We start from the raw sequence: 11,526 nt of genomic DNA, 5'->3' as shown, positions 1-11,526 counted from the left end.
AGGAGCAGGTCACCTCAATGTGTCCTCCAAGAGAGGAGCCATGGTGGGGGCGGGGTACCAGAATGGGCCCAGGCGGATACCCAGCCCCACCATGGGTCCTTCCTCCCACGCGCAGCGGTGGCTGATGGCTTCTTCCGCCCGCCCCGTCTTGTCGGCGCGCCAGGTGCGCCGCAGGTAGGCATGGTCGTAGAGCACGGTTCGCAGTTCCCGCTCGGTGAGCCGGTAGCCGGGCCGCTGGGTGAAGTAACAGTCCATGGGGCCTTGCAGCAGGGGAGGAACCTGCTCCGGGGACACCATGGGCTTGCCAAAAGCAATCATCAACCGGGCGAGAGGGATGTCCTCGCCGTAGAGCGCGCGGATGGCATCCTCGCGGGTGCGGGCTCCGGTGCGAACGACGGCCTGGAGCAACTCGTTCCAGGGGGCCCCCGACTGCGCCACCACCGAACACCAAAGCGTGTGCTCGCCCCGAGGGGTGGCCGCGGCGACCTTTTCGGAAAGAGGCCGTAGCTCATCCGGCAGACTCTCCGCGCCCAGCAACCGCAGGCGCCAGCCCTGGTGCTGGGCGGTGCTGCGCCGCGAGAACTCCTTCACGAGCAGGGCCACCCAGTCGAACAGGCGCTCGCGATAGCGGGGGGTGACCTCGGCGAACTGACTCGGTGTGAGCAAGGGGGTGATGACGTGGCGCACACCGTGGTGGAAGAACAGCTCCACGCAGGCGTTCATCTGGGAGATGGTCCAGTGGGCGTAGTCCTCGGAACTCACGTCGATGCCGGCCAGGGCGGCACTGCGGCGTGTGCCTTCCACCACCCAGATGAGCGTGGTGGGCGCTATCCGCCGCACCTGCTCGATGGGCGCCGCGAGAAACTGGTCCAAGGACATGGCTTCTGCTGCTGAGATCTCGGGTGTCTTGTCAGGCATCGGGACTCACTCAATCGAGCGCACCGGACCTCTTGAGGTCGGCACCGTCGAACGCGCGTCGGTTCCCGGAGGCTGCGCACGGGTGCGCGGAACGGACATCGCCCTGTGGGACGAGGGGGGCTGTGTGACGGTCCCTGAGTCCGTCGCCGGCCGCAGTACCTACTGCTGCTCCGCCCGGGAGTTGGCGAAGAGCGTCTTCACGAAGTCGAGGAACACCCGTACCCGGGAGGGCAAATGCCGGCCGGGCGGGTGCAGCAGGTAGATGGGGCGCTCCTCGCGGGCGTAGGTGTCGAGCACCGTGACGAGCGCGCCCGTGGCCAGCTCTCGCGTCACCATGAAGTCCATCATCCACGCGATGCCGAGCCCCATCGCCGCGGCATCGCGCAGCGTGGCTCCCTGGCTGACATGGAATGCACCGCGCGGCGCGACGCGTGTGATGCCCTCTGGGCCCTTGAAGCGCCACTCACCAACGATGCCCTGGCGCAGGAAGCCCAGGCACTGGTGATGCGACAGGTCCGAGGGCATGGCAGGTGTCCCGTGCTGCTTCAGGTAGGCCGGCGCTGCCACGGCCACCATCCGGGTCATCGCCAGGCTGCGCGACACCAGCCTCGAATCTGTCAGCGGTCCCATTCGGATGAGCACGTCGGCGCCCTCGGAGATGGGGTCCACCACCTCGTCCCGCATCGTCAGATGAATCTCGACGCCTGGATAGGCCTGAAGGAAGCGGGGCAGGGCTGGGGTGAGCACGAGCTGCCCGATGACCTGCGGCACCTCCACGCGCAAGCGCCCCGTGGGGCGGTTGCGGGAGCGGGCGAGCGACTCCTTGGCTTCACCCAACTCCGCCAGGATGTGCTGGCAGCGCGCGTAGAAGTCACGCCCGTCATCCGTGAGCCTGAGCGCTCGCGTCGTCCGCTGGAAGAGGCGCACCCCCAGCTCTTCCTCCAAGCGGGCGATGCGGCGGCTGACGGCGGAGGCGGTGATGTGCAGCCTGCGCGCCGCTTGCGTGAAGTTTCCGTCCTCCACGGCACGGACGAAGGCGTCGATGTTGGAGAGCGAGGGCAGTGACATACGGGGACGGATTGATGCGTGGGCCGCATGGATGATGTGTTCGAGGCTCACTCGCACTCTACCAGCGCACACGGCACATCTCTCCGCGTGGTTCATGTGGGCCCACGGAAGCGGGCTCGAGTCGCGAGAGGAGTGCGTCATGACGGGGTCGCAGTCGATGTTCCAGGGGTGCATGGGCCGCTCGGTGAAGGCCTCGCTCGCGGTGTTGCTGCTGACGAGCGCTCACCACGTCTACGGTGGCCTCCTCTACGGAACGCCATGGCGACTGCACATGGTGGGGGTCGCCGCCGTCACCACCGGAATCCTCCTCGCCTCGCTGAGGGTGCTGCGCCCGAGTCGAGGGGGATGGCGCGGCGAGCTGGCCTTCGCCGTGCTCACGCTGACGACGCTCGCGGTGCCGGTCGGGATGATTGGTGCGTTCGAGGGGCTCTACAACCACGTCCTGAAGGATGTCCTCTACTTCGGTGGCGCGCCCACGGCCCTGTTGTCTCAGCTCTTCCCACCACCCACCTACGAGCTGCCGAACGACGTTCTCTTCGAGCTGACCGGTGTGCTCCAGCCGGTCCCAGCGGGGCTCGCGCTCCTGGCGCTCGTTCGCGCTTTCCGTGAGCGATGGGCGAGCGCCCCCGGGCGGTCGAACCGCGATGTGGCGGAGGTGCCGTGACATGGCCGCGCACAAGGGCTCCATCGTCATCGTGGGGGGCTACGGACAGGTCGGGCAGGCCGTGGCTCGCGTGTTGGCTCCGACCTTCCCGGGACGGGTGCGAATCGCGGGACGCACCCACGTGGTGGTGATGTGGACGCCAATGGTGTGCGGCTGGCGGAGTTCCACAATGCCGCCGGTCAGCCCCTGCGCCTCTTGCGCCCGCCCCCGCGCGGCCCCCTCTTCCTGAGGCGCGTGGAGGACGAAGCCGAGTACCTGCTGCCCACCACCCAGGACGTCGTCCACCTGGAGGCCCTGTCCGCGGAGGCGCCCCGCGTGGCCTCGCGCGGCGCGGCGCACGCGGCCTTCCAGCACATCTTCACCCTGCCATTCGGACGCGACTTCGTGGCGGGCTTCGAGCCACGGCCGCCCCCGCTCACGCTGGTGGAGTCGGACGGGGGTGGCCCGTGGAGCTGGAGGAAGCCGCTGGGGTGGGGTGCGCTCTCGCTCGGGACACTCTCCCTGGGCGCTGGCGCATGGGCCACGCTGGAGGCGAAGAGCCAGCGCGACGGCATCACCTCGGGCCTGCCGCAGCAGGAGGTCGCCCGGCGCAACGGCCGCATCCACGACCTCAACGCCACCAGCGGCCTGCTCTATGGCGCGGGAGGACTCGCGGTGCTGAGCGGCGCGTTGCTGCTCCTGTGGCCCGACACGCAGTCCCTGCCCGTGGCCGCGCTGGGCCCGGAGGGTGCCGCGCTGGGGCTCGCGGGCGTGTTCTGATGCGTCCCGCGCGCACGGTCCGACGTTCCCTCCCTCCGGGACCTGGTGACTCCTCGGATGAGGGGCCATCCCGTTGAATTGAGCGTCTGGCTCTGCGACCTGCGTCTCCAGGCCCCGTTATGGGGGGGCAGCATCCCGTTGGGGTTCTTCGCGAGGGGTGGTGCGTCTTTCCATGAGGGGAACTGGTGAAACATCAGCTGGGTCGTCTGTCTCTGAGTCGTTCTTCCGCGCGGTGGCTGTTCCGGTTCGCCTGCCCCCCGGGATTCTTCCCTGACATCCGGTGCGCCATCCTTCTTGGCTCCTGGGTCCTCGCCGCGTGTGGAGGAGGAGGAGGGGAGAAGCCACCGCCGACTCCTCCGGCAAACAAGGCCCCGGTCGCGGTGGCGGACAGGGTGAGGACCGACGAGGACACCGCCGTGGTCATCCCGGCGACCACGCTCGTCGCCAACGACACCGACGCGGACGGCGACTCACTCGCTGTCACCGCCGTTGGCAATGCGACCCAGGGCACCGTGACGCTGGCGGGCGGCAATGTCGCCTTCACCCCGGAGTCGAACTTCTTCGGGATGGCGACGTTCAATTACACGGTCAGCGATGGGACGAACACCAGCACTTCGACGGTGACCGTCACCGTCCAATCCGTGAATGACGCTCCCGTTGCCAGCGCCGATTCGGCCGTCACCCGAATGAATGGCGGGCTGACCCTCCCGGTGGCGAAGCTCCTCGCCAATGACAGCGATGTGGAGGGTGATGGGCTGACGGTGAGCCAGGTCGCGAACGCGCACCACGGCACGCTCGAGCTCGTCGGCGATGAGGTGAAGTTCACACCGACGCCCGGGTTCGCGGGCGCAGCCAGCTTCGAGTACCAGGTGTCCGACATTCACGGCGCGACCACGACCGGCTCGGTCGCCGTGCGCGTCCGTGACGATGTTCCGAACTCGGTGGTCGCCGGGCCGCTGCACACCTGCGCGGTCTTCCAGGACGGACGCGTCAAGTGCTGGGGCTTCAACGAATATGGTCAGCTCGGGCTCGAGGATGAGGCCAGCCGTGGGGACGGCCCAGGTGAGATGGGCGGTTTGCTCCCGTTCGTGCGCCTTGGCGCGGGTCAGAAGGTGACGTCGCTTCACCTCGGTGCCTACTACACCTGTGCGCTCCTCGAGCGTGGCGCGGTCAAGTGCTGGGGGTGGAACGTCGCTGGCATGCTCGGGCTCGGGGATACGGAGCGCCGAGGCGATGCTCCCGGAGAGATGGATGATGCGCTGCCGCCGGTGGACCTCGGCACCGGGCGGACCGCGAAGGCGCTCGCCGCCAACGGCAGTGATTACACGTGTGCCATCCTCGACGATGACACGGTCAAGTGCTGGGGTGACAATCAATATGGCAATCTCGGGCTCGGCGATATGAGGAGCCGCGGAGATGGCCCGGGGGAGATGGGTGATGCGTTGCCGACGGTGGACCTCGGCGCGGGGCGGACCGCGAAGGCGCTCGCAGCGGGTTCTGGTCACACCTGCGCGCTCCTCGATGACGGCTCCGTCAAGTGCTGGGGTTACAACGCGTTTGGCCAGCTCGGGCTCGGCGATAAGGAAGATCGTGGAGATGGCCCGGATGAGATGGGCGACGCGCTGCCCCCGGTGGACCTCGGCGCGGGGCGGACCGCGCGGGCCATCGCCGCTGGTGGCTATTCCACGTGTGCCCTTCTCGATGACGGCTCCGTCAAGTGCTGGGGTTACAACGAATATGGCCAGCTCGGGCTCGGTGACGCGCAGCCCCGAGGAGACGGTCCCGGGGAGATGGCCGCCGCGCTGGCCCCGGTGAACCTCGGCACGGGACGGACCGCGAAGGCGCTCTCCTTGGGTGCATTCTACACGTGTGCGCTCCTCGATGACGGCTCCGTCAAGTGCTGGGGTTCCAACGAGAATGGCCGGCTCGGGCTCGGCGATTCGAAGAACCGCGGTCAGGTCCCTGCTCAAATGGGCGACGCGCTGCCTCCGGTCAACCTCGGTACGGGCCGTACCGCGACGTCACTCACGACGGGCTCCCACACCTGTGCCACCCTCGACGATGGCGACGTCACATGCTGGGGTGACAATGACTACGGTCAGCTCGGGCTCGGCGATACGAGGTCACGCGGAGAGAGCCCAGGTGAGATGGGAGCCGCCCTCCTGGCCGTCGATTTCTAGCGCCTGGTTCGATAGGGAAGACGTCGGCCCGCCTGCTGCGTTCTGACAGCAGGAGGGCCGGCGCATGGGGGTGGGTGAAGAAGGACGATGAGCAGCGCATGTCCTTGGCAATCGGCTACGCTGCACCGGCCGGGTTCGAAAGAGCAGCGGCGTCGTCAACCTGTCCATCGAACCGGATCACGCCCACTTCCCCAGGACAATCGAAAGGTGCGGCGATGCAACCGAACCAGTCCAGAGCATGCCTTTCCGGATCGCGCGCTATCGCGACCACGCTCGCATTCATATGCGCCGCCTGTTCGAGCGAACCGCAGGAGCGCCCTCCAGCCCGCGCTCCGAGCTCCACGGCAAGCCAACCGCGCGCCGCGCAAGTGCCTCCCTCGCCAGCGCCCGTCGCGCATGTGCCTCCTTCGCCCGCGCCCGCCGCGCGAGTGCCTCCTTCGCCCGCTCGCGAACCCTCGCTGCTGCTCGCTGACCCCGCGGAGCTGATACTCCTGGAGCGGCAGGGGCTGGCCTTCGGTCAGCAACTGGGCGCTCCGGCCGAGGACGCGCAGAGCCTCCTCACTTCGCCACGGTATGCATCCTTCGTCGCGGTCATCGAGCGCGACCTTGCCGAGCTTTCCAGTCGGGACGGCGTCGCCTTCAGCCAGTTTCCGCTCGACACCCAGCGCCTGAACTACGTCTTCGATCCGAAGTGGCTGCGCTCGCCCCACGCGCGCTTCCAGCTGGTGGGCGTGGTCAACCGGCTCGACATGCGCTTTTCGACGCCCAAGGAGTGTGGCCAGCTCCGGCTGATCTATCGCCTCTCACTCCAGCCGAAAGGCCGGCCCGTCGTCCGCCTGCCAATGACCGTCAACGTCATCCGGCCGTTGCCCATGGGACCGGGCGCGAGCTGCGGGGCGATCGCCAGACAGTGGCGCGAGCTGCCGGTGAGCGCCTCCGAGCGAACCGTCGCGGTGGGGCGGATGGTGACCCAACTGCCGCCCATGAGCCGCCTCGAGACGAACTTCCAGAATCTGCACGGGCCGGGAACCCCCGAGGCGGACGACCACGCGGAGTACGTCCTCAGGGCCTTCGACGTGAGGGCGAATCGCCTCATCCCACGGCCGCTCCTCAACACGCCTCGGGCGGACCTCAATCCGGCGGAGCGCAAGGCGCTGACGGACTGGATGGTGAAGAGCTTCATGGACATCGACGCCGGGCGCTCCGTCATTCCGGACCGGTTCCTGGCCACGCGGGCCATCTCGGTGAGCCCCCGAGGGCTCTCCAGGCCCTCCAATCGCGTCTTCAGCTCCCTCTTCAAGGCAGAGATCGACTCGCGTGTGTTCGCCGAGCTCCCCTATGCCAAGGCGAAGCTGGTTCGCTCCCCGAGGGGCCTGCTGCGACGGCTCGATGGCTTCACGTGTACAGGCTGCCATCAAAGCCGGTCCGTGGCGGGCTTCCACCTCCCCGGCGAGGAGCGAGACCCGAACCAGACGTTCAACGCCCTCGCGGTCGGCGTCTCGCCGCACCTGCATGAGGAGCTCGGCTGGCGGGCACGGATGCTCGCGAGCGTGGCGGATGGGACGGCCTTCGCTGAGCCACGACCGTTTCCCGAACACCCCACCTCCGCCGGCTTCTACGGCTCACATTGTGGGCTCGGAGATCCAACCTTCGCGGACTGGACGTGCCAGACCGGGCTCAAGTGCCGCGACAGTCATCACGACGAAGTCGGGTACTGCGCGCCCGCGATTCCGACCTCCGGCGACGCGTGTGAGAATGCCCGAGTGGTCGCCCGCCCGGGCGCGAGCGGCGACCAGATCGTCGCCGATCCACCTGAGGTGTGTCAGGGGCAGTCCTCGGACGCCATTCCGTGCATCGCCAATCGCTACGGGTTCCCGCTCGGGTTTTGCACCGTGCCGTGCGCCCAGCCCGGCGCGCGCTCGGGCTCCTCGGTGTGCGCGCCGATGCTCGTCTCCGGCTATGAGCAGGTCTGTTTTCCGCAGGAGGACTCGATTGAAGACTGCGTCCAGAAACAAGGGCTCGTGGCGGTCATGACCACGCGCACCTGTTCCGTCGACGAACCCTGCCGCGACGACTATGGCTGCAGCCGTTACCCAGGCAGCGCTCCTGGAACAGGCGCGTGCGTGCCTCCATACTTCTTGTTCGACTTCCGGGTCGACGGGCCCAGGCTCGACCGCTGAATGGCTGTCTGCCTCGTTTGGGCCAGGCACCATGGTAAAAGGTCTCAGACTTGGCTCCAGGCCGGTTGCGTCGGCTCCTTCGACGCAATCGCTGGAGTGAGCCCTGGAGGTTGTTCGTGCGTACGGGTCAGTGGTTGGTAGGGAATGCGAGCCGCATGCTTCTGATGTTTTGTCTCGCTTTCGTGGAAGCGGCGCATGCGCAGGTCCAGGTGCGGCTCAAGTCGGAGTCCGCGGGCACGATTCCCGACCAGTTCGTCGTGGAGTTCACCTACAAGCCGCAAGCGCGGCCCCGGTTGTTCGTGAACGACGTCCTCGTCTACCGGCATCCCGTGAGCAGCCCCGAAGAGGACATGGAGCCCGAACTCCGGCGGGGCTTTCCCATCCAGCACTTCGTGGTGCCGGGGAAGAACACCCTGCGGGTGGAAGTCGACGGCCATGCGGAGACGGTCCAAGGCAAACTGCAAAAGCTCACGGTGAAGGTGGGCAAGGACCGAGCGCTGGCCGAGACCTACTCCGACGTGGGGAACATCCAGGTGAAGGTCCCGCTCACGTTCAAGGCACCCACGAAGCTGAAGCCCCCTCTCTGGCGGACAGGCCAGAAGATTGTCTGGAGCGACGCGGAGAAGAATCAGGTCCACGCAAAGATCGTCGAGTTGCAGCAGTTGCTCCAGGCGAAGAAGTTCGAGGATTTCACAGCCCTCCTGGCGGGCCCCATCCAGGAAACCGTCCGTCTGACGGGAGTCGCCAATGCGAAGAAGCTGACCCAGAGGGAGATGATGGAGTGGGAAGAGCTATCGCAAGCCAGTGACTGGGCGGTCCGCAGCCCCTCTCTTGAGGCGCTGGACTGCACGCTCTACGGGGGCGGTTGGCTGGTCGAATGCCTGGAGAAGGGGACGGACCACACGCTCCAGTTCACCGCGAACGAGGTCAGGGAAGGCCGCCGGTTCATGTGGATGAAACGAGACGCTGGCTACAGCCTGTATACGAAAGTCAGCCTCTTCTGAGCCCTTCGAGGTGCTGCGGTCTCCTGGTGGGTGCCGGTCACGTCCCGAATCTTGTGTAATTCGTCGAGAGGGGCGGGGAGGCGCGTCTCTCTACGTGTGTAGAGGGCGAACCGGGACGAGAGGGAATCAGCGGCTCGAACAGGCTCTACCGTTCATCCGTCAGGTCCACCGGCCAGCTTTGGGCATGACCATCCCTTTGGTCGATCAGCGGCCCGCCCTCCGCCCCCGGGCTTGCTCGCTCAATTTCGAGGCCAGCTCTAGTTCAGGCAGTTGGACTTACTGCGACCCCGGTGCGTGTGTTGCGGCTGTCTTGCCGACGCACTTTTTGTTGATGCAGGCGCCGACGCACTGTTTCGGGCAGTAGTAGTCTGCTACGCCGTTGCATTGGATGTATGCTGCATTGAGCAGGGCACGACTTTCTGGGCTTTGCTGCCATGTTCGAGATACTGAAAGGCAGCATCCGTCATCGATTAGTCGCACATCTTCCGCATGGCAGTCGTCGTCTTCTGTGCAATCCGTGTGGCTTCTGGCCTCCAGCTCAAGGGTTGCACGTGCTCTGCTGCATTCGTTGCTGTCCGCCCTGTCTGAGGCACGATTGTCAGATGCGGCCCTGGTTGTCTGGGCTGTGCAGCCGGATATGAAGATTGCGGCAATTATGGGCCAGATGTGGTGGGTGTTAGTCATGATTTTCGACCAAGCTGGCAATGTAATCGGAAAGTGGGCGCTTCCGAAGGCCGTGGGTTGAAGTTGCCCCGGTTCCGCGCTTTCGTCATCAAGCGGCAGCGCGGTGCTTCTTCTCGTAACCAGTGGGTGACTCGCAGTCGAGCGCGGAGCGCCCGGGCGACGGCATGGGAGGACGCCCAGCACGAGCAGCCCGGCGACGCTTGTTTGCTCCCATCGCAACTCCTCGGATTCGAGCGTTGCTACGACCCGTTGAATCCACCGACGTTCCGGTGCCCGCCCGAATACACCCCGTATGTCCCCAGGGGGGAGATGCTCCGCTCGCGCGCCTCGCTCACTCGCCTTGACGCACCCATGCCGCAGCGGCCGTCAGACCGCCGGGCATGGTCCGCTAAGGCAAGCGAAACGCGTTACGGCGTACGCGGCGGCCCGAACCATCGGGTCAAGGCCTCACGCAGGCCCTGGTTCGTGCCCTCACCGACCCACGCGACGTGACCGTCCGGTCGAATCAGCACCGCAACGGGTGCAGTGACCGCGCCGAGCGCCGGGAGTTCCCACTCCCCCGTGTAGCGAGCAGCGACCCTCCGAACGCGGTCCGCCCAGGGCGTGACGTCGAGAGTGCCGGACTCGCCCAGGTCGAGCAGCACCGGCCGCGCGTCGTGCAACAGGTGGAACACGCGCCGGGGGCCGTCGGGGGTGGCCAGGTCAAGGTCCGGCATGCGGCGCCCGACCAGCGGGTGTCCGCTGCCCAGCTCGTAGTGGACGTCCAGCCCCGACATCATCGCCGCGTACTGCTTGCGAGGCCCGTCCATCTGCAGCAACTCAGCCAACGTCTCGCGCACGGCGTCCATTCGCGCGTCACCTCGGCTCAGCGCGGTCTGCGCCATGGTCTTCCGCAGCGCACGGGCCGCGACGGGGTGCCGCTCGGCCTGGTACGTGTCGAGCAGGTTCTCAGGCGAGACGCCGCGCACGACCTGGGCCAGCTTCCACCCCAGGTTCACGGCATCCTGCACGCCCAGGTTGAGTCCCTGTCCGCCCATGGGCGAGTGCACGTGGGCCGCGTCGCCGGCCAGGAGCACCCGTCGGTCCCGGTAGGACGCCGCCTGCCGCGTCATGTCGGTGAACCTCGAGAGGGACGTGGCGCGGCGCAGGCCGTAGTCCGTCCCGTAGAGCGCGACGAGCCCCTCGCGCAGCCCCTCGAGGGTCGGCGCGTCGCCCGTGCCGACCTGCTCCTCTCTCAGCACGACGCCCACGCGGCCGTCCTCCAGCTTGCCCATGGCGTAGGTGCCCTTCTCATCCCGGCGGATGCCGAACGCCGGCGCTCCGGTCATCTCGACCTCGGCGATGAGGTAGCTGATCGACGCATCCCACCCCGGGAACTCGATGCCCGCAGCCTTGCGAACGAGGCTGCGACCCCCGTCGCACCCGACGAGGTACTTCGCCCGCAACGCACGGCCGTCGGACAGCTCGACGTCGACGCCGGTGTCGTCCTGCGCGAAGCCCGTCACCTCGCACCCACGGTAGATGGGCACCGCCAGCTCGCCCACCCACTCCGCCAGGATGTGCTCGAAGCGCTCCTGCAAGAGCGCGAGTCCATGGTTGTGACGTGTCGGGAAGTCGCTGAGGTCCAGAAGCGTCTGCCCGAACGCGACGTTCTGGACTGCTTGCCCTTGCGAGACGAAGCGCTCGACGACCCCGCGCTGATCCAGCACCTCCAGGCTGCGCGCGTGCAGTCCGCGCGAGCGCGAGCCGGTGACCTCCTGATTGGCGCGCCGCTCGACGATGGCCACGTCCACCCGCGCCAATGCCAGCTCCGCCGCCAGCATCAGCCCGGTCGGGCCCCCTCCAGCAATCACCACCTCGTGTTGTGTCACCACGTTCGTGTGCATCCCCTGGCCTCCTGCTTCGGGAGTGAAACGGGTGATGGTGGAGCATGACCGGGGGGGCTTGCGGCAATCGCCGGGGTCTGGCATTTGATGGCAGTGGAGAGAGCGGCGAGGGCTGCCATGGCTCCTCCAGCGGCCCGTCGCGGACCCCCAAAAGCGCGCACGCGTGGCCTTCACTCATGGCAC

The 11,526-nt window shown here is 67.2% G+C and carries 8 protein-coding genes; 5 read left to right on the top strand and 3 right to left on the bottom strand.

What is annotated here, in order from left to right:
- Nucleotides 1–9 precede the first annotated feature (9 nt).
- Both HUA76_RS41750 and HUA76_RS41745 read right to left on the bottom strand, forming a co-directional pair.
- Entirely contained in the window at nucleotides 10–879 is an 870-nt protein-coding gene (locus HUA76_RS41750) for a hypothetical protein (protein ID WP_174464070.1), read from the bottom strand.
- A 198-nt stretch (nucleotides 880–1,077) separates the two neighbouring features.
- Nucleotides 1,078–1,986, bottom strand: coding sequence for a LysR family transcriptional regulator (locus HUA76_RS41745; protein WP_174464069.1), 909 nt, complete (start codon nucleotides 1,984–1,986; stop codon nucleotides 1,078–1,080).
- A gap of 139 nt (nucleotides 1,987–2,125) precedes the next feature.
- Here HUA76_RS41745 and HUA76_RS41740 point away from each other — a divergent pair, with 139 nt between their 5' ends.
- From HUA76_RS41740 to HUA76_RS41720, 5 genes are all read left to right on the top strand, one after another.
- Nucleotides 2,126–2,650 (top strand): hypothetical protein, encoded by a 525-nt coding sequence (locus HUA76_RS41740; RefSeq protein WP_174464068.1) that lies wholly within the window; start codon nucleotides 2,126–2,128, stop codon nucleotides 2,648–2,650.
- 132 nt (nucleotides 2,651–2,782) lie between these two features.
- The gene (locus HUA76_RS41735) at nucleotides 2,783–3,409 is read left to right on the top strand and encodes a hypothetical protein (RefSeq protein ID WP_254614832.1); all 627 of its coding nucleotides are present in this window, start codon (nucleotides 2,783–2,785) and stop codon (nucleotides 3,407–3,409) included.
- 185 nt (nucleotides 3,410–3,594) lie between these two features.
- Complete coding sequence (locus tag HUA76_RS41730; protein WP_371823602.1) at nucleotides 3,595–5,589, top strand: Ig-like domain-containing protein; 1,995 nt, start codon at nucleotides 3,595–3,597, stop codon at nucleotides 5,587–5,589.
- Nucleotides 5,590–5,987: 398 nt separating this feature from the next.
- On the top strand, nucleotides 5,988–7,769 hold the full coding sequence (locus HUA76_RS41725) for a hypothetical protein (RefSeq protein WP_174464066.1): 1,782 nt from the start codon (nucleotides 5,988–5,990) through the stop codon (nucleotides 7,767–7,769).
- A 155-nt stretch (nucleotides 7,770–7,924) separates the two neighbouring features.
- Nucleotides 7,925–8,773: a hypothetical protein gene (locus HUA76_RS41720; RefSeq protein WP_174464065.1), complete on the top strand. Its 849-nt coding sequence runs from the start codon at nucleotides 7,925–7,927 to the stop codon at nucleotides 8,771–8,773.
- Nucleotides 8,774–9,864: 1,091 nt separating this feature from the next.
- On the opposite strand, the gene HUA76_RS41715 is transcribed toward HUA76_RS41720, so the two are convergent.
- Entirely contained in the window at nucleotides 9,865–11,343 is a 1,479-nt protein-coding gene (locus HUA76_RS41715) for an FAD-dependent monooxygenase (RefSeq protein WP_174459423.1), read from the bottom strand.
- Between the last annotated feature and the right edge of the window lie 183 nt (nucleotides 11,344–11,526).

The sequence above is a fragment of the Myxococcus sp. CA056 genome (assembly GCF_013336715.1).
Classification (GTDB): domain Bacteria; phylum Myxococcota; class Myxococcia; order Myxococcales; family Myxococcaceae; genus Myxococcus; species Myxococcus llanfairpwllgwyngyllgogerychwyrndrobwllllantysiliogogogochensis.
The sequence above is the reverse complement of the archived record's forward strand: the minus strand, read 5'-3'. Positions and strand labels throughout refer to the sequence as shown.

Coding starts and splice junctions, on each gene's coding strand:
- HUA76_RS41715 (WP_174459423.1), bottom strand. CDS start 11,343: ATGCACACGAACGTGGTGACACAACACGAGGTGGTGATTGCTGGAGGG.
- HUA76_RS41740 (WP_174464068.1), top strand. CDS start 2,126: ATGACGGGGTCGCAGTCGATGTTCCAGGGGTGCATGGGCCGCTCGGTG.
- HUA76_RS41750 (WP_174464070.1), bottom strand. CDS start 879: ATGTCCTTGGACCAGTTTCTCGCGGCGCCCATCGAGCAGGTGCGGCGG.
- HUA76_RS41745 (WP_174464069.1), bottom strand. CDS start 1,986: ATGTCACTGCCCTCGCTCTCCAACATCGACGCCTTCGTCCGTGCCGTG.
- HUA76_RS41720 (WP_174464065.1), top strand. CDS start 7,925: ATGCTTCTGATGTTTTGTCTCGCTTTCGTGGAAGCGGCGCATGCGCAG.